17 protein-coding genes and 1 rRNA gene are annotated in these 17,684 nt (G+C 41.7%); 16 read left to right on the top strand and 2 right to left on the bottom strand.

Translation table 11 applies throughout. The features are described from left to right. The first annotated feature begins 167 nt into the window (after window positions 1-167). From gmk to D8785_RS09300, 12 genes are all read left to right on the top strand, one after another. The gene (gmk, locus tag D8785_RS09245) at window positions 168-797 is read left to right on the top strand and encodes a guanylate kinase (protein WP_006596846.1); all 630 of its coding nucleotides are present in this window, start codon (window positions 168-170) and stop codon (window positions 795-797) included. Window positions 798-825: 28 nt separating this feature from the next. Continuing rightward, a complete protein-coding gene (gene rpoZ, locus D8785_RS09250) occupies window positions 826-1,140 on the top strand; it encodes a DNA-directed RNA polymerase subunit omega (protein ID WP_042361373.1) in 315 nt (104 codons plus the stop codon). Between the two features lie 62 nt (window positions 1,141-1,202). Next, window positions 1,203-3,593, top strand: coding sequence for a primosomal protein N' (locus tag D8785_RS09255; RefSeq protein WP_125375204.1), 2,391 nt, complete (start codon window positions 1,203-1,205; stop codon window positions 3,591-3,593). Between the two features lie 11 nt (window positions 3,594-3,604). Further along, window positions 3,605-4,540 carry a methionyl-tRNA formyltransferase gene (fmt, locus tag D8785_RS09260; RefSeq protein ID WP_125375205.1) on the top strand — a complete coding sequence of 312 codons (936 nt, stop codon included), beginning with the start codon at window positions 3,605-3,607 and terminating at the stop codon, window positions 4,538-4,540. Further along, a complete protein-coding gene (gene rsmB / locus D8785_RS09265) occupies window positions 4,530-5,843 on the top strand; it encodes a 16S rRNA (cytosine(967)-C(5))-methyltransferase RsmB (protein ID WP_125375206.1) in 1,314 nt (437 codons plus the stop codon). The genes fmt and rsmB overlap by 11 nt, the downstream gene beginning before the upstream one ends. 21 nt (window positions 5,844-5,864) lie before the next feature. Then, complete coding sequence (locus D8785_RS09270) at window positions 5,865-6,605, top strand: Stp1/IreP family PP2C-type Ser/Thr phosphatase (RefSeq protein WP_023022352.1); 741 nt, start codon at window positions 5,865-5,867, stop codon at window positions 6,603-6,605. Then, a complete protein-coding gene (gene pknB, locus D8785_RS09275; protein ID WP_125375207.1) occupies window positions 6,602-8,473 on the top strand; it encodes a Stk1 family PASTA domain-containing Ser/Thr kinase in 1,872 nt (623 codons plus the stop codon). The genes D8785_RS09270 and pknB overlap by 4 nt, the downstream gene beginning before the upstream one ends. Before the next feature lie 130 nt (window positions 8,474-8,603). Further along, entirely contained in the window at window positions 8,604-9,299 is a 696-nt protein-coding gene (gene liaF / locus D8785_RS09280) for a cell wall-active antibiotics response protein LiaF (RefSeq protein WP_117745175.1), read from the top strand. After that, a complete protein-coding gene (locus tag D8785_RS09285) occupies window positions 9,296-10,315 on the top strand; it encodes an envelope stress sensor histidine kinase LiaS (RefSeq protein ID WP_023022359.1) in 1,020 nt (339 codons plus the stop codon). Before liaF ends, D8785_RS09285 begins: the two co-directional genes overlap by 4 nt. After that, window positions 10,293-10,925 (top strand): response regulator transcription factor, encoded by a 633-nt coding sequence (locus D8785_RS09290; protein ID WP_125375208.1) that lies wholly within the window; start codon window positions 10,293-10,295, stop codon window positions 10,923-10,925. The genes D8785_RS09285 and D8785_RS09290 overlap by 23 nt, the downstream gene beginning before the upstream one ends. 44 nt (window positions 10,926-10,969) lie before the next feature. Continuing rightward, window positions 10,970-12,376, top strand: a complete 1,407-nt coding sequence (locus D8785_RS09295; protein ID WP_125375209.1) for a bifunctional Cof-type HAD-IIB family hydrolase/peptidylprolyl isomerase — start codon at window positions 10,970-10,972, stop codon at window positions 12,374-12,376. Further along, entirely contained in the window at window positions 12,373-12,741 is a 369-nt protein-coding gene (locus tag D8785_RS09300) for a S1 RNA-binding domain-containing protein (protein ID WP_125375210.1), read from the top strand. The genes D8785_RS09295 and D8785_RS09300 overlap by 4 nt, the downstream gene beginning before the upstream one ends. A gap of 171 nt (window positions 12,742-12,912) precedes the next feature. Here D8785_RS09300 and cysK read toward each other — a convergent pair whose 3' ends face one another. Both cysK and D8785_RS09315 read right to left on the bottom strand, forming a co-directional pair. Further along, on the bottom strand, window positions 12,913-13,842 hold the full coding sequence (cysK, locus tag D8785_RS09310) for a cysteine synthase A (protein WP_125375211.1): 930 nt from the start codon (window positions 13,840-13,842) through the stop codon (window positions 12,913-12,915). 91 nt (window positions 13,843-13,933) lie between these two features. Further along, the gene (locus tag D8785_RS09315) at window positions 13,934-14,566 is read right to left on the bottom strand and encodes a YigZ family protein (protein ID WP_125375212.1); all 633 of its coding nucleotides are present in this window, start codon (window positions 14,564-14,566) and stop codon (window positions 13,934-13,936) included. A gap of 55 nt (window positions 14,567-14,621) precedes the next feature. On the opposite strand from D8785_RS09315, the gene D8785_RS09320 reads away from it, so the two are divergent. From D8785_RS09320 to D8785_RS09340, 4 genes are all read left to right on the top strand, one after another. Then, on the top strand, window positions 14,622-15,920 hold the full coding sequence (locus D8785_RS09320; RefSeq protein ID WP_125375213.1) for an ATP-dependent helicase ComFA: 1,299 nt from the start codon (window positions 14,622-14,624) through the stop codon (window positions 15,918-15,920). Between the two features lie 62 nt (window positions 15,921-15,982). Continuing rightward, entirely contained in the window at window positions 15,983-16,588 is a 606-nt protein-coding gene (locus tag D8785_RS09325; RefSeq protein ID WP_185759641.1) for a ComF family protein, read from the top strand. Window positions 16,589-16,675: 87 nt separating this feature from the next. Then, on the top strand, window positions 16,676-17,221 hold the full coding sequence (gene hpf / locus D8785_RS09330) for a ribosome hibernation-promoting factor, HPF/YfiA family (RefSeq protein ID WP_125375215.1): 546 nt from the start codon (window positions 16,676-16,678) through the stop codon (window positions 17,219-17,221). A 294-nt stretch (window positions 17,222-17,515) separates the two neighbouring features. Further along, window positions 17,516-17,684 (top strand): 16S ribosomal RNA (locus tag D8785_RS09340); the annotation flags it as partial.

Here is a 17,684-nt window from a genome sequence, read left to right on the forward strand (position 1 = left end):
AAAGACGACAAGGTCTTGGTTGACTATTTTTCATTTTCTTCCATGATGAAAAAAAGAAAACCATTATTTCGTCTAGAAGGGGTTAGGAGCCTTGTCTCTAGGAAAAATCTGTTGAAAAATCTTTCTATTTTTGTTACACTAGATAGAAAGATAGCGAAGGAGATAAAATGGCGGATCGAGGATTATTAATCGTTTTCTCAGGGCCCTCAGGTGTTGGGAAGGGGACGGTTAGACGCGAGATTTTTGAAAGCTCAGACAATCAATTTCAATACTCAGTATCGATGACAACACGTGCACAACGCCCTGGTGAAGTGGACGGAGTAGACTATTTCTTCCGTACACGTGAAGAATTTGAGGAGTTGATTCGTCAAGGTCAAATGCTCGAATATGCTGAATATGTAGGTAATTATTATGGGACTCCCTTGACCTATGTGAACGAGACTCTTGATAAGGGGATCGATGTCTTCCTTGAAATCGAAGTGCAAGGGGCTTTGCAGGTGAAGAAAAAGGTACCCGATGCCGTCTTCATTTTCTTGACTCCTCCAGATTTGGATGAGTTGCAAGATCGATTGGTTGGACGTGGCACGGATAGTGCGGAAGTGATTGCCCAACGGATCGAAAAGGCCAAAGAAGAGATTGCCTTGATGCGTGAGTATGACTATGCCATTGTCAATGACCAAGTGCCTCTGGCTGCGGAACGTGTCAAACGTGTGATTGAGGCGGAACATTTCCGTGTTGATCGGGTGATTGGTCACTACCAAGAAATGCTTCCCAAAGCCACTCAGGTGGTACGATAATTTAGAATAGGAATTAGGTAAAAAGATTATGATGTTAAAACCATCCATTGATACATTGTTGGATAAAGTACCGTCAAAATATTCTTTGGTTATTCTTGAAGCCAAACGAGCTCATGAGTTAGAGAGTGGTGCAAGTCCCACTCAAGAATTTCAATCCGTAAAATCTACCTTGCGTGCCTTGGAAGAGATTGAATCAGGAAATGTGGTGATTCACCCAGATCCAGAAGCCAAGCGCGAAGCGGTTCGTCGCCGAATCGAAGCAGAACGCTTGCGTAAAGAAGAAGAAGAGCGTAAAATTAAAGAACAAATCGCAAAAGAAAAAGAAGATGGGGAAAAAATTTAAGGTTGGGTTCGCTCAATCTTATTTTTTGCTATTTAGCACTAGGGCAGGAAGGAGGTGGAAACATGCTTGCACAAGTCATTGTTGATGTTCCCTTGATGCAGACGGATAAACCCTATAGTTACCAAGTACCGGAAGAGTTTTCTCCATTCTTGGAAAAAGGAATGCGGGTGCATGTTCCGTTTGGAAAGGGCAATCGGCTCATTCAAGGAATTGTAGTTGGCTTAGAGGAAACCACTCTAGCAGCTCAAGACCAAGAATTAAAAAGTATTGTGGAAGTCTTAGACTACCAACCGGTTTTAGGAGAGGAGCAATTTTGGCTAGCAGATCAGTTGCGAAAGACAGTTTTTGCCTACAAAATTACCCTCTTGAAAGCCATGCTCCCGAGTGTTTTAAATTCTTCCTATGATAAAATTCTCCATCCGACAGAACTATTATCGCCAGAAGATCGAGAGGATATTTTTGGAACAGCGACTAGCTTGGCTTTTTCTTCTTTAGATATTGAAGCCCAAGCACGGATGATGCGACTGACTCGTAAGGGAGAGCTGGAAGTAGAGTACCAAGCGGTAGATCGTAAACATATCAAGACAGAAAAATGGTATCGGGTAAATCATCTCCTACTTGAAAACTTAGACATCGCCAAGAATGCTAAAAAGCGCTTGGCCTTGCGAGACTTTGTTCAAGGTCAAAAAGAGGAAGCACCTTTGAGGGATTTGTTGGCGGATTTCTCTCGTCCAGTGGTGAACTATTTCATCGACCAAGGTGCCTTGCTTGTGTTTGAGAAAGAAGTCAATCGTGCGGCAGTCTACTTTAAGGACAAGGAGTCGACGGAGGCATTGGTTTTGAATGCTGAACAAGAAGGAGCAGTGCAAGCAATAACGAGCAAAATTGGTCAACCTTCCAAACCCTTCTTACTTGAAGGAGTGACGGGGAGTGGGAAGACAGAGGTTTATCTCCAAATCATCCAAGAGGTGCTAGAAAAAGGGAAAACAGCGATTATGTTGGTTCCTGAGATTTCCTTGACGCCTCAAGTGACGGACCGCTTCATTTCTCGCTTTGGGGATCGGGTAGCCATCCTTCATTCGGGTCTATCCAACGGTGAAAAATATGATGAATGGAGACGAGTAGAGCGAGGGGAGGCCCAAGTAGTCGTTGGAGCTCGGTCTGCTATCTTTGCTCCTCTTAAGAATTTGGGAGCTATCATTATTGACGAAGAACATGAGGCTACTTACAAACAAGATAGCAATCCTCGTTATCATGCGCGTGAAGTGGCTTTGTTACGAGCTCAATACCACCAAGCTGTTTTGGTCTTGGGGTCGGCGACTCCTAGCTTGGAAACGCGGGCCCGTGCAGGAAAAGGGGTTTATGAATTTCTTCAACTGACCCAACGGGCCAATCCGCTTGCTCGCATTCCAGAGGTAGAGGTGATCGATTTCAGGGACTATATTGGCCAGCAGGAATCTGGAACCTATACCCCCAAGTTGCTTGAAGCGATAGCAGAACGTCTGCAACGAAAAGAGCAAGTCGTCCTCATGCTCAATCGCCGGGGTTATTCCAGCTTTGTCATGTGTCGCGAGTGCGGTCAGGTAGATACCTGTCCAAATTGCGATATTTCCTTGACCCTCCATATGGACACTAAGACGATGGACTGCCATTATTGCAATTACCATAAGGCTATTCCTACAGTCTGTCCTAATTGCCAAAGTCGATCGATTCGTTACTACGGGACGGGGACCCAGAAGGCCTACGATGAGCTACAAGAAATTTTTCCTGAAGCCCGCATTCTGCGGATGGATGTCGATACCACTCGGAAAAAAGGGAGTCACGAGGCCTTGTTGGACCAGTTTGGTCAAGGGCAAGCTGATATTTTGCTTGGGACCCAGATGATTGCCAAGGGCTTGGATTTCCCCAATGTTACCCTTGTTGGTGTCCTCAATGCGGATACAGCGCTGAATTTACCTGATTTTCGCTCGTCAGAGCGGACCTTCCAACTATTAACCCAGGTGGCAGGACGGGCTGGTCGTGCGGATAAAGAAGGACAGGTTCTGATCCAGACCTATAATCCTCATCATTATGCTATTGAATATGCAAAACGCCAAGATTACGAAGGATTTTATGCCTATGAAATGAAGGTTCGTCGCCAGTTAGGCTATCCGCCTTATTATTACACAGTAGGTTTGACCCTCTCTCACAAACAAGAAGAGGTTGTCGTTAAAAAAGCTTATCAGGTGATGGACCTGTTGAAAGCAGGTTTGTCGGAACAGGTTCAAATTTTGGGACCAACGCCAAAACCAATTGCTCGTACGCATAATTTATACCATTACCAGATCCTGTTGAAGTACCGGTTTGAAGACCAGTTACCACAAGTCTTAAATCAGATTTTGGACTTTACTCAAGAGCGGGAAAATCAAGATCTTCGAGTCAGCATTGACAATGAACCGCAAAGTTTTATGTAGAAGGAGAAAAAATGACAAAAATACTATTTATGGGAACGCCTGATTTCTCGGCTACAGTTTTAAAAGGCTTGATTTCTGATGAACGCTATGAGATTCTAGCCGTTGTGACCCAACCAGATCGGGCAGTTGGGCGAAAAAAAGAAATTCGGATGACGCCGGTAAAAGAAGTGGCTTTAGAAGCAGGTTTGCCAGTCTACCAGCCGGAGAAACTATCGGGAAGCCAGGAGTTAGAAGATTTATTGGCTTTGGGAGCAGACGGGATTGTTACAGCAGCCTTTGGACAATTCTTGCCGAGTCGTTTGTTAGAGGCGATGAAGTTTGCTGTAAACGTCCATGCTTCTCTTCTTCCAAAATACCGTGGTGGGGCTCCTATTCATTATGCCATTATGAATGGGGATAAAGAAGCTGGTGTGACCATCATGGAAATGGTCAAAGAGATGGATGCCGGAGATATGATTTCCTCTCGTGCCATCCCTATTTTAGAAGAGGACAATGTGGGAACCATGTTTGAGAAATTAGCTCTTATCGGTCGGGATCTTCTCTTAGAGACCTTGCCGTCTTATCTTGCAGGAGAACTTAAGCCACAAGCCCAGGACCCCAAACAAGTAACCTACTCTCCCAATATCAAACCGGAAGAAGAACGTCTGGATTGGACACGGACCAACCGTGAACTCTTCAACCAAGTTCGAGGCATGTATCCTTGGCCGGTTGCCCATACCTTATGGAAGGGAGAACGCTTCAAGATTTACCAAGCGAAACCGTGTGAAGGACAAGGTCAACCAGGGGAAATTTTGGCTCTCCATAAAAATGAAATCCTTGTTGCGACAGGTGAGGGAGCCTTGGCCTTGACCCTGGTTCAGCCAGCTGGTAAACCTAAAATGGCTGTTGGAGATTTCTTAAATGGCTTAGGTCGACAATTGCAAGTAGGTGATCAATTTGGTAACTAAGATGCAGACTGCACGAGGGTTGGCCCTATCGACCCTAGGAGAGATTTTCCAGGACGGTGCTTTTTCAAATATTGCCCTCAAAAAAGCTCTGAGAAAGGCAACTTTGTCAGAAGTGGATAAAAGTCTAGTGACCGAAATCGTTTATGGGACGGTTTCGCGTAAACTAACCTTGGAATGGTATCTATCGCACTTTGTCGCTGATCGAGACCAGGTAGACCCATGGATTTATCATCTTTTATTGATGAGCCTTTATCAGTTCGTCTATCTTGAGAAGATTCCTCCCCATGCTGTTGTCCATGAAGCAGTAGAGCTTGCCAAGCAACGGAAGAAGGGGAGCGAAAAATATGTCAATGCTCTCTTACGGAAAATGCTACGAGAGGGGCTTCCGTCGATTGACCAGATTAAACGAGTCAACAAACGACTTTCGATCCGTTATTCACTACCGGTTTGGTTGGTGAAAAAGTTGCTTGATGAGTATGGGGAAAAGCGGGCAATCGCTATTTTTGAAAGTCTCTATGTTCGCAACAAGGCCAGTGTTCGAGTTGTTGACCTTGACCAAAAAGAAGATATCAAGGAACAGTTGCAGGCTGCGGATTCCTTATTGGCCTCAACAGCTCTTGTAAAGGAAAACGGCTATTTTGCGGGCTCTGATTACTTTAAACAAGGAAAGATAACCATCCAAGATGAGACCAGTCAATTGGTGGCACCAGCTTTGGAAATTCAACCTACGGATCAGGTGTTGGATGCCTGTGCGGCTCCTGGTGGTAAGACCACTCATCTAGCTTCTTATCTAGTCGATGGGAAGATTACAGCTTTGGACTTGTACGATCATAAGCTCCAATTAATTCAGGAAAACGCGGAGCGTCTTGGAGTAGCAGATAAAATCCAGACAAAAAAACTGGATGCCAGCAAGGTATTTGAAGCTTTTGGGGCGGATGCCTTCGATAAAATCTTGGTAGATGCCCCTTGCTCTGGGATTGGTTTGATCCGCCGAAAGCCAGACATCAAGTATAATAAAGATAATGCTGACTTTGCGTCTCTGCAGGCGATTCAATTGGAAATATTGGATGGAGTTTGTCAAAGTGTACGGAAAGATGGTATAATAGTCTACAGTACATGCACAATTATAGGAGAAGAGAATTTTGATGTGGTTCACCAGTTTTTAGAAACCCATCCAAATTTTGAACTCGTGCCATTAGATCATGAACGAAAAGATATTCTGAAAGAGGGTTGTATGTTAATTACACCAGAATTGTATGGAAGCGATGGTTTCTTCATTAGTCGTTTTCGAAGAATATCGTAATCTCAGGAGGATACGGACAGTATGGAAATTTCTATCTTAACCGATGTAGGTCAAAGACGGACAAATAACCAAGACTATGCAAATCAATATAAAAACAAAGCAGGAAAATCTATGATTTTTCTAGCTGACGGGATGGGGGGGCATCGTGCTGGCAATATTGCGAGCGAGATGGCTGTTACAGATCTTGGCGCTGCTTGGGTAGCGACTGAAATCAGCACCATTAACGAAGTAAGAGAGTGGTTTGCAGAGAATTTGGAAAAAGAAAACCAGCAGATCCATCGCATTGGTCAAGATGAAGAACATAAAGGAATGGGAACAACGCTGGAAGCTCTTGCCATTATCGATGACCAAGTCTTATTTGCGCATGTAGGAGATTCCCGAATTGGACTCGTGCGTAATGGGGAATACCATCAATTGACCAATGACCATTCTTTAGTAAATGCCTTGCTCAAAGCTGGACAAATTACGGAAGAAGAGGCAGCTCATCATCCACAACGCAATATCATCACCCAATCTATTGGACAAAAGGATGAATTACAACCGGACTTTGGTATGCTTACGGTTGAAGCGGGAGATTTCATTGTTATCAATAGTGATGGATTAACCAATATGATCTCTGGAGATGAAATCCGTGATATCCTTGTCAGCGATTTATCGGTTGAAGAAAAGGCAAAAACCTTGGTTCGCTTTGCGAATAATGCTGGTGGTTTGGACAATATTACAGTTGTACTGATTCACTTTGCTGAGGAGGATATGGCATGATTCAAATCGGCAAAATTTTTGCCGGACGATATAAGATAATCCGCCAAATTGGGCGTGGAGGGATGGCAGATGTCTATCTCGCTCGGGATTTAATCTTAGATGGTGAAGAAGTTGCAGTTAAAGTACTGAGGACCAATTACCAAACAGATCCAATTGCAGTTGCTCGCTTCCAACGAGAGGCTAAAGCGATGGCAGATTTGGATCATCCAAATATCGTTCGGATCACGGATATAGGTGAAGAGGAAGGCCAACAATACTTGGCGATGGAATATGTCGCTGGCTTAGACTTGAAACGTTATATCAAGGAAAATGCTCCTCTTTCAAATGAAGAAGCCGTTCGCTTGATGGGGCAAATCCTTCTTGCTATGCGCTTGGCGCACACGCAAGGGATTATTCACCGTGACTTAAAGCCTCAAAACGTACTTTTAACACCGGACGGAAATGCCAAGGTCTCTGACTTTGGGATTGCGGTAGCCTTTGCAGAAACGAGTCTCACTCAGACAAACTCTATGTTGGGATCGGTTCATTATTTGTCTCCTGAACAAGCCAGAGGATCGAAAGCTTCTGTTCAAAGCGACATTTATGCAATGGGGATTATATTCTACGAAATGCTGACGGGACATATCCCTTATGATGGGGATAGTGCAGTGACGATCGCGTTGCAACATTTCCAAAAACCACTTCCATCCATCATCGAAGAGAATAAAAATGTTCCACAGGCCTTGGAAAATGTGGTTATTAAAGCAACAGCAAAGAAACTATCCGATCGCTATAAGTCGGTAGCTGAAATGTATGTTGACCTCTCTAGTTGCTTATCTTATGAGCGTCGTAACGAGAAAAAATTGGTCTTTGATGATGCTTCAAAAGCAGATACCAAAACCCTACCAAAGGTAAACGTGGTTCCAAAACCAACGCCACTTCCAACATCAGATGTTCGTCCAGTTGTTCATGAGGACCTACCAGGGGCTTCAGAGGATAGAACGGTTCCAGTTTCTCCAAAAAATAAGCCACGTCGTCGTTTGAGGACACGCTACAAAGTCTTGTTTGTTGCTTTAGCTTTGGTACTAGCTGCCTTTGCCTTTCTTCTTTATATGAGTCCAGCCAACAAAACAGTTCCGGATGTATCTGGAAAAACTGTTGCAGAAGCTCGTGCTATCATTGAAGATCAGGATCTTCAAGTTGGAGACGAAAAAGAAGAATACAGTGATTCTGTACTTGAGGGCTATGTGATTCGTACCAATCCAAATGCAGGAGCTCAGAAAAAAGAAAACAGCAAGGTTGATTTGGTTGTCTCGAAAGGACCAAGCACCTTTGATATGCCAGACTATACTGGTATGTCTAGAGAAAATGCAGAAAATGATCTGAAAACCAACTACAAGCTTTCTAGCAAACTCATTTCGATTGAAGAAGTCGAGACCAATGAAGTAGAACCAGGAATCGTTATTGAGCAATCTCCTGCTGCTGGTCAAAAATATGATTTGACTTCTAATACGAAGGTTGTTCTGAAAGTATCTAAGGAAAGTAATTCTATCGATTTACCAAGTTATGTCGGTTCTGATTATGAATTTGCTGTCTCTAATCTCGTTGAAATCTACGGTGTGAAGGAAGCAAATATTGAACGGAAGACCACATCGCATCTTCCAGCTGGAGTAGAAGTCTTACCAGGTCAAATTGTGAGTCAGACTCCGGCAGCTCAATCAAGCATCGATATTAAGAAGACTCGCATTGTCTTGACCGTGTACGAACCGAAGACGGAACCATCAAGTAGTACGAAAGCTTCAAGCAGTTCATCAGAAGGTTCAACCTCTACAACAGTGGAATCACATTCCAATACAGAATCCTCAGCTACCACTGAACCAGAACCTTAACGTGATGATCATATAAAACCAGACCAAATTGGTCTGGTTTTTTTAGTACAGAGAGAGTTGGGATGAATCCTTCTAGAGGCGGAAGCGAATCCCTTGGAATTTTGATAAAATAGAATGGAGAGGTTCAATTATGTGGAAGATTCAATTGTTTGTGTTTGTGGAAGCTTTGTTACTCACCATGGCTGCAATCACTATTTTAGCGGGAAATATATCTCGTATTGTCCTAATCGTGGTTCTTTGCTTACTTCTATTGTATTATTACATCGGAAAACAGCGGAGTAATTTTCTTTTAGTGGCATCCAGCATCCTGCTGTTTTTTATTGTCATGCTAAATCCCTATGTCATCGCTGCGCTTTTGTTTGCCGTAGTCTATGCCATGATAGTGGCTTATCCTTATTTTTACCGTGAAAACGAAGAAGTGAAGATAGATTATGAGGAAGATGTAGAAATCCGACAAGAGAAAACGCCTTGGATTGGAGATCTGCATCATTTTTCAAAGGTAAACTGCCATTTTCGTGATTTAACGATTATACGTTTAGTCGGGAAGGATACGATTCACTTAGACGAAGTGATTGTCGTAAATCATGACAATGTCATAATCATGAGAAAGATGTTTGGCAATACTAAAATTATTTTGCCAGTGGATGTGGAGCTTAGCTTGCAAGTGAATACCTTATATGGAGAATTACGCCTCTTCTCTCAAAAACCTAGGAAATTGAGAAATGAGACAGTTAGCATGGAGACGCCAAATTATCGAAGTTCTCATCGGACAGTGAAGCTTGTTGTAGCAGGAATTGTTGGAGATGTGGAGGTGGTTAGAGGATGAAACGAACAGACTATCTTTTAATCTTCCTTTATACGGTCTTGATTCTAGCTGTTATTATCCATTCTATCTTTGGTCTCTTCGACTTTCAGTGGACTTATCTATTGGAAGATTTATCAAAGCTTCGTGCATTTCTGTTTATTGGCTTTGGATTGACGGTTGCTCTTACTATCTTGATGATTTTATTGATTAAATTGATTCAATTTACAATTATGAACACCGTCCAAAAAAACTTAAGAAGCTTGCTCGAAGGCAAGAAGCTAAAACTTGGAGAAAACAAAGAGATTAATGAAGAATTTCAGCGCTTGGATCGGAAGCTCAAACGCCTGACAGAAAATTTGCAACGAACAGAAAATCGAGTCATGCAAAATGAAGAAGAGATTGTGGAAAGAGAACGCAGGCGAATTGCGCGAGATCTCCATGATACGGTGAGCCAAGAATTATTTGCAGCCAACATGATCTTGTCCGGTGTAGCCAGCCAGGATCAAGTTCTTCAACTTCCTAAAGTAGGGCAACAGTTGAAGGGAGTTACAGAGATTCTAAATACTGCTCAAAATGATTTGCGAATTTTGCTACTGCATTTACGGCCGACAGAATTGGAAGGTCGGAACCTAGTAGAAGGTCTGCAGGTGATTTTTAGAGAACTGCAAGAAAAGAGCAATTTAGAAGTTCATTTTGAACACGATGTTCAAAAATTACCTAAAGCCATTGAAGAGCATATTTTCCGGATTGTGCAAGAAGTGGTTAGCAATACATTGAAACATGCTCATGCCAAGCGATTAGATGTTTATCTTTTGCAAGCAGAACAATCCCTCCATCTCAAGATAGCAGATGACGGAGTAGGCTTTGATCCAGAATCGCTGGGTGAATTAAGTTACGGTATGAAAAATATTCAAGATCGAGTGGATGACATGGCAGGAAGAATTAAAATTTTGGCCAGTCCCAAAAAAGGAGTGGCCATTGATATCAAAGTGCCATTAGTAGAAGGAGAAAATGATGAAATTATTACTAGTAGATGATCATGAGATGGTCCGATTAGGATTAAAAAGTTATTTAAGTATGCAAGAGGGGATTGACCAAGTCCTAGAGGCCGGCGATGGTCAAGAGGGTGTCGAGTTAGCTTTACAAGAACGACCAGACGTCATTATTATGGATATTGTCATGCCCCATATGAGCGGGATTGAAGCGACGCTCGCCATCTTAAAGAAATGGCCAGATGCAAAAATATTAATCCTAACGTCCTATCTGGACAATGAAAAAATTTACCCTGTCTTGGATGCGGGAGCTAAAGGCTATATGCTCAAAACTTCCAGTGCAGAGGAAATTCTTCGTGCAATCTACAAGGTGGAGCAGGGAGAGTTGGCGATTGAGACAGAAGTCAGCCAAAAAGTAGAATATCGGAAAAATCACGTGGAACTCCATGATGACTTGACTGCACGCGAAAGAGATATCTTGGCTTTGCTAACCAAAGGATATGAAAATCAACGGATAGCTGATGAATTATTCATTTCATTAAAAACAGTCAAGACCCATGTATCGAATATATTGTCAAAATTAGAAGTGAGCGATCGTACCCAAGCAGTGGTTTATGCCTTCCAACATCACTTGGTCTCTCAGGAAGATTTTTAGTCAAAAACATGCTATAATAGACAGCATATTAAATGGAGACCAACATGGATGCAAAAACACGCTACAAAGCGAAAAAGATTAAAATAGTATTTTTTGATATTGACGATACCTTACGAAACGTTGAGACAGGCTATGTTCCAGCTTCGATCATCAGAGTATTCTCTCAATTACGAGAAAAAGGAATTTACACAGCTATTGCTAGTGGACGAGGGATTTTTGGAGTGCCAGAAGAAATCAAGGCTCTCCAACCAGACTTCTATGTCACTCTGAATGGCTCCTACGTGATTGATCGCAAGGAAAATGTCATTTATGAAGAAAGGGTGCCAAATCCACTGGTTCAGGATTTTATTGCTTGGACCAAGCAAGTTGGAATTCATTATGGTTTGGTTGGGAGTCATCAATCAGCCCTGTCTGTTCGGACGGAAGAGATGAGCCAGGCTATTGATCCCATCTATCCAAATTTACCTGTGGATCCTGATTTTGCTACTAAGCATTCTATCTATCAAATGTGGACCTTCGAGACTGGTGAAGCATTCGATGCTCTCCCAGAGGATTTGGCACAAGAATTGCGTTTGGTTCGCTGGCATCCAATTTCATCTGATGTTGTCTTGAATCAGCAATCCAAAGCTCATGGTGTCTCAAAGGTAGTAGAAAAACTAGGGCTCAAACCAGAAAATGTCTTAACATTTGGGGATGGATTGAACGACATAGAATTATTTGACTATGCTGGTTTAGCGATTGCCATGGGAAATGCCCAGGAAGCATTAAAAGCTAAAGCAGATTATGTCACAATAACTTTAGAAGAAGATGGCATTTTACATGCCTTAGAGGAGTTAAAAATGGTTGAAAAAGAATTGCATTTACCACAAACAAAAATGGATCAGGAAACAGGACCAATTGCGACGATTCATACCAACTATGGAGATCTGAAGATTCGTCTCTTCCCTGATCATGCACCAAAAACCGTTGCAAACTTTATTGCGCTTGCGAAAGATGGCTATTACAACGGAGTGATTTTCCACCGCATCATTAAAGATTTCATGATCCAAGGTGGGGACCCAACTGGAACAGGTATGGGTGGGGAATCCATCTACGGAGAGTCTTTTGAAGATGAATTCTCTGAAGAATTGTACAATATCCGTGGTGCGCTATCTATGGCCAATGCTGGACCAAATACCAACGGCAGTCAATTCTTCATTGTTCAAAACCAACACCTTCCTTATTCTAAAAAGGAAATTGCCCGTGGTGGTTGGCCTGAAGCTATTGCAGAGATTTATGCAGAAGAAGGAGGGACTCCTCACTTGGACCGTCGTCACACAGTATTCGGTCAGTTGATGGACGAAGCTTCTTATCAAGTATTGGATACAATTGCGGCAGTTGAGACAGGTGCCATGGACAAACCCAAAGAAGATGTGGTGATGGAATCGATTGATATTGAGGGAGACGCATGAGAATCGGGGATAAACTGAAGGGTGTTGTGACAGGGTTGCAACCTTATGGAGCCTTTGTTGAACTAGAGACAGGGGGAACCGGTTTAATCCATATTTCTGAAATCCGCAGTGGGTATATTGACAACATTCATGATATTTTAAAAATTGGAGATGAAGTTACTACTCAGGTCATCGATATTGATGAATATTCGGGGAAGGCTAGTTTGTCCCTTCGAACCCTAGAAACTGGGAACAGAAAACATTTTCGTCATCATCGTTTTTCAAATGATCGCCATAAGATCGGTTTTACTCCATTAGCCAAGCAATTACCTATTTGGATTAAAGAAAGTAAAGAATTTTTGAGTGATACCGGTCAGGGAAAATAAGAATTTGTTTCTGCAGATAGAAGAAAAAGAGGCTGGGACAAAAGTCCCAGCCTCTCAATTGTCTTTGGATTGTCGAGCAAGACGCAGTAGTAGAGCCCTACTCAACTGTGCGGAGGTGGGACGACGAAATCGAATTCTAACGAATTACCGATTTCTGTCCCACTCTCTTTCTTATTCTTGTTCAAAATCGTAAAGAGTAGTCGAAAGGTACCGTTCCCCATTATCTGGTGCCAAGGCCAAGACCTTTTTACCAGCTCCCAGCTCTTTTGCGACTTCAATCGCTGCATAGATAGCGGCAGCAGATGAAATTCCGACTAAGAATCCTTCTTGTCCACCAATGTAGCGCCCTAATTCTAAAGCTTGTTCAGAAGTGACACGGATTACGCCATCATAAGCATTTGTATCCAGAGTTTCTGGAATGAAACCTGCTGAAAGTCCTTGGATTTTGTGTGGTCCAGGTTTTTCGCCAGAAAGAATTGCTGATTCATCTGCTTCAACTGCATAGACTTGGACAGCTGGGTTGACTTTTTTCAAGGCATGAGAAACACCTGAAATAGTTCCACCAGTACCAACACCACTGACGTAAGCATCCAATCCATTTGGTCCAAAAGCTTCTAAAATTTCTTGTCCTGTTGTTGCTTCATGGACTTCTGGGTTGGCGCTGTTGTTAAATTGGAGGGGAAGGAAACCGTTTCGTTCTGCAGCGATTTCTTCTGCTTTAGCGATAGCGCCTTTCATTCCTTCACTACCTGGAGTTAAGACCAGTTCAGCTCCATAAGCTTGAATGATTTTGCGGCGTTCAACACTCATAGTTTCAGGCATGACGATAACGACTTTATACCCTTTGGCAGCTCCGACCCATGACAAACCAATTCCTGTATTCCCACTGGTTGCTTCAACGATAGTAGAACCTGGTTGAAGAAGACCATCTCGTTCTGCTTTTTCAATCATGCTAAGAGCAATCCGGTCTTTGACAGATGAACCAGGGTTGAAGGCTTCTAGTTTAACATAGACATCAGCAGCTCCTTCAGGTACCAAGTGGTTCAATTTTACAATAGGTGTTTTTCCGATTAATTCTGTAATATTTTCATAGATTGGCATACGATATACACTCCTTTGTTAGTGTATCCAGTATACCGCCAGTAAGAAGGTTTGTAAAATATAAAAAAGCTATCGAGGTGATAGCCTTTTTTTATAGCTGAATGGGAACTTCCACTTCCTTTAATCCCTGATCACTAATCTCAACTTTTCCATGGTAAAAATCAATCAGGTCCGCAATCACATTTTCTTTTTGCTCTTTATCTACATAAATCAGACTAAAGACAGCATCGGTGAAGTCTGTCTGGAATTCTGCTAATTGGTGAGCGGATAGAAAGTTCGCAAACTCTTGGTATTGGGGATAAGTCAAGGTAATCCCTAAACCAACTTGCTCCTTGATTTCAACGAGACCGATTTCTTTCACAGCCTGAGCGACACTACTGGCATAAGCGCGGATAAGACCGCCTGCGCCTAGCTTGATCCCACCAAAATAACGAGTGACAACGCAGCAGACATTGGTCAACTCATGATTTTCTAAAACGCCGAGCATAGGCACGCCAGCAGTCCCACTCGGTTCGCCATCGTCACTGGTCCGTTTAATTTCAAACTGCTCCCCAATGACAAAAGCAGAGCAATTATGAGTTGCCTTGTAGTGTTCTTTCTTGACAGCAGCTATAAAGTCGCGAGCTTCCTCTTCAGTATAGACCCGTTTAACATGGCAAAGAAAGCGAGATTTTTTAATTTCTTCTTGGATGAGGCCGTCCTCTTTAAATGTCTTGTATTCCATACACTTATTTTACAAAAAAACTCTTAAAACTGCGAGCTTTTACGAATATATAAGTATGAAAGTTGAAGATTGTTATGGAAGGTTGTTTACCCAAGATCAACTAGAGGTGGAGCTACTTGGACAAGCCCAGCGACTGCCAACTATGGTAGAGGAAAAGACGGGTTTGCTTTGTAATCGTTGCGGAAGCCAGATTGATAAGACTAGATGGAAACTGCAGATAGGAAGCTACTATTGTAGAGCTTGCATTCAATTAGGAAGAGTTAGGAGCGACCAAACACTCTATCACTTTCCCCAAGAAGCTTTTCCCCAAGAAGAAGTCTTAAGATGGCAGGGGAGTCTGACACCATTTCAAAGTCGGGTTTCTCAAGAGTTGGTTCAATCCTTAACAGATAGCAAGCCGATGATGGTACACGCAGTAACAGGAGCGGGTAAAACGGAAATGATGTACCAAGTGGTGGCAGAAGTGATAAAAAAGGGGAGATGTGTTTGTATTGCTACACCAAGGATTGACGTGTGTATTGAATTGTATAAGCGAATGACAAAGGACTTTTCCTGCCCCATCTCCTTGTTGCACGGTGATTCAGAACCTTATTTCCGAACGCCTCTTATCATATCCACCACTCATCAACTACTAAAGTTCTATCAAGCTTTTGACCTCCTCATCATCGATGAAGTCGATGCCTTTCCTTTTGTTGATAACCCCGTTCTCTATCATGCCGTTTCAAATGCCGTAACCAAGAAAGGGAAACTTATCTATTTGACAGCTACCTCTACAAAAGAGTTAGATAAAAAGGTCAAAAAAAAGGAAATAACCCGCGTTAGCCTACCCAGGCGCTTTCACGGAAATCCTCTAGTAATTCCTAAAAAAGTATGGCTAAAAGATCTACGAAAGAAAGTTGAAAAGAGGCAAATACCAGGGAAGTTACTCAGACTAATAAAGAAACAACGAAAAACAAGCTTTCCACTGATCCTATTTGTATCAGAGATTGAATTAGGAGAAAAGATCCTTAAACTCTTAAGAGAGAACTTCAAGGATGAAATCATCGAACTGGTGACCTCTAAAACAGAAAATAGATTGGAACTGGTAGAAAAATTTCGCAACCAAGAAATTACCATCCTTGTTTCAACGACAATCCTGGAACGGGGAGTCACCTTCCCTAAAGTAGATGTGTTTGTGATTGAGGCCAATCATCGGCTGTTCACTAAGAGCGCACTGGTTCAAATATCTGGTCGTGTGGGAAGAAGTATGGAAAGACCTACAGGGGAATTGCTTTTCCTAGCAGAAGGAAGCAACCAAGAAATGACACAAGCCATTAAAGAAATAAAAGAAATGAATCGGGAGGCAGGATTTTGAGTAACTGTTTGTTATGTGATGAAGAGTTATCCAATCAAGAATCCTTAAGGAATCTAATCTTAATGACAAAAAAGAATCTCACAATATGTGAAAACTGTAAAAACAAGTTCGAAGCAGTTAGTGAAGCTAGTTGCAAGACTTGTTGTAAAAAAAGTTCTGAGACATCTTGTGAAGATTGCCAAGAGTGGGAGCGAAAAGGGAAAAGTGTCAACCATAAAGCACTTTACTACTATAACGAGGAAATGAAGGAATATTTTCAGAAATACAAATTCCAGGGGGACCAACTGTTAGCTGGTCTCTTTGCTGAGGAAGTAAAGCTAGCGCTCAAAAAGTATAAAGGGTATACCATTGTTCCAATTCCTTTAAGCGATGAGAGAAATGAGAAGAGAGGATTTAATCAGGTAACAGCCATCTTAGAAGCTGCAAGAATCCCTTATCAAGACGTATTGAAAAAAAAGAATACAAAAGCCCAATCACAGAAAAATAAAAAGGAAAGATTAAAAACAGAACAAGCCTTTGAACGAAAAGAGTTTAAAAACAAAAGCTGGCCGGAGAAAATACTGATAATTGATGATATCTACACAACAGGGGCAACAATAGAGAGAGCTAAAGAAATGTTAAATGTAAATGGGGTGAAAGAAATAAGATCTTTTTCATTAGCAAGATAGAATAATCAAAAATATATTTGCAAAAATAAAATGAAAGCGTTATAATATAGATATAAAAAGAAAAACGTTTAGAAAGTAGGTACTTATATGATTAAATATAGTATCCGTGGTGAAAACCTAGAAGTAACAGAAGCCATTCACGACTATGTCGTTTCTAAACTCGAAAAAATTGAAAAATATTTTCAAGCAGAGCAAGAATTGGATGCACGTGTAAACCTAAAAGTTTATCGTGAAAAAACTGCAAAAGTTGAAGTCACGATTCCACTTGGTTCTATTACGCTTCGTGCAGAAGATGTTTCTCAAGATATGTATGGATCTATTGACTTGGTAGTTGATAAGATTGAACGTCAAATTCGTAAGAATAAAACAAAGATTGAAAAGAAAAATCGTAGTAAATCTGCAACTAGCAAAATCTTTACAGACGTTTTAGTAGAAGAAAGTGTTGCATTGGAAAAAGTTGTTCGTACAAAAACGATTGACATTGAACCAATGGAATTAGATGAAGCGATTCTTCAAATGGAACTATTGGGACATGACTTCTTCATCTATAAGGATGTGGAAGACAATACAACTAACGTTATTTACCGTCGTGAAGATGGAGATATTGGACTTCTCGAAGTTAAAGAAAAATAAATAAATTCAGTCAGAAAGCTCCTGTAGAATATACAGGAGCTTTCCTTTTATATAGGGAATAAATAGTCGCAAATCAAAAAAATAACAAAAAAAATAAAAAAATAGAAAAAAGATATTGACAAGAATAATTGGTCGTGATATACTAATATAGTTGTCGCGCGAGAGCGACAAAGACCTTTGAAAACTGAACAAGACGAACCAATGTGCAGGGCGCTATAACGGAAGTTATAGTACTGAACAATGAAAAAAACAATAAATCTGTCAGTGACAGAATGAGTTTAGACAAACAATTATTTTAATGAGAGTTTGATCCTGGCTCAGGATGAACGCTGGCGGCGTGCCTAATACATGCAAGTAGAACGCTGAAGCTTGGTGCTTGCACCGAGCGGATGAGTTGCGAACGGGTGAGTAACGCGTAGGTAACCTGCCTGGTAGCGGGGGATAACTATTGGAAACGATAGCT

The sequence above is a fragment of the Streptococcus australis genome (assembly GCF_003943615.1).
GTDB classification, from domain to species: Bacteria; Bacillota; Bacilli; order Lactobacillales; family Streptococcaceae; genus Streptococcus; species Streptococcus australis_C.

What these genes read in the sequence shown, in the direction of transcription:
- gmk (WP_006596846.1), top strand. Translation starts at nt 168, where the DNA reads ATGGCGGATCGAGGATTATTAATCGTTTTCTCAGGGCCCTCAGGTGTT.
- rpoZ (WP_042361373.1), top strand. Translation starts at nt 826, where the DNA reads ATGATGTTAAAACCATCCATTGATACATTGTTGGATAAAGTACCGTCA.
- D8785_RS09255 (WP_125375204.1), top strand. Translation starts at nt 1,203, where the DNA reads ATGCTTGCACAAGTCATTGTTGATGTTCCCTTGATGCAGACGGATAAA.
- fmt (WP_125375205.1), top strand. Translation starts at nt 3,605, where the DNA reads ATGACAAAAATACTATTTATGGGAACGCCTGATTTCTCGGCTACAGTT.
- D8785_RS09270 (WP_023022352.1), top strand. Translation starts at nt 5,865, where the DNA reads ATGGAAATTTCTATCTTAACCGATGTAGGTCAAAGACGGACAAATAAC.
- pknB (WP_125375207.1), top strand. Translation starts at nt 6,602, where the DNA reads ATGATTCAAATCGGCAAAATTTTTGCCGGACGATATAAGATAATCCGC.
- liaF (WP_117745175.1), top strand. Translation starts at nt 8,604, where the DNA reads ATGTGGAAGATTCAATTGTTTGTGTTTGTGGAAGCTTTGTTACTCACC.
- D8785_RS09285 (WP_023022359.1), top strand. Translation starts at nt 9,296, where the DNA reads ATGAAACGAACAGACTATCTTTTAATCTTCCTTTATACGGTCTTGATT.
- D8785_RS09290 (WP_125375208.1), top strand. Translation starts at nt 10,293, where the DNA reads ATGAAATTATTACTAGTAGATGATCATGAGATGGTCCGATTAGGATTA.
- D8785_RS09295 (WP_125375209.1), top strand. Translation starts at nt 10,970, where the DNA reads ATGGATGCAAAAACACGCTACAAAGCGAAAAAGATTAAAATAGTATTT.
- D8785_RS09300 (WP_125375210.1), top strand. Translation starts at nt 12,373, where the DNA reads ATGAGAATCGGGGATAAACTGAAGGGTGTTGTGACAGGGTTGCAACCT.
- cysK (WP_125375211.1), bottom strand. Translation starts at nt 13,842, where the DNA reads ATGCCAATCTATGAAAATATTACAGAATTAATCGGAAAAACACCTATT.
- D8785_RS09315 (WP_125375212.1), bottom strand. Translation starts at nt 14,566, where the DNA reads ATGGAATACAAGACATTTAAAGAGGACGGCCTCATCCAAGAAGAAATT.
- D8785_RS09320 (WP_125375213.1), top strand. Translation starts at nt 14,622, where the DNA reads ATGAAAGTTGAAGATTGTTATGGAAGGTTGTTTACCCAAGATCAACTA.
- D8785_RS09325 (WP_185759641.1), top strand. Translation starts at nt 15,983, where the DNA reads ATGACAAAAAAGAATCTCACAATATGTGAAAACTGTAAAAACAAGTTC.
- hpf (WP_125375215.1), top strand. Translation starts at nt 16,676, where the DNA reads ATGATTAAATATAGTATCCGTGGTGAAAACCTAGAAGTAACAGAAGCC.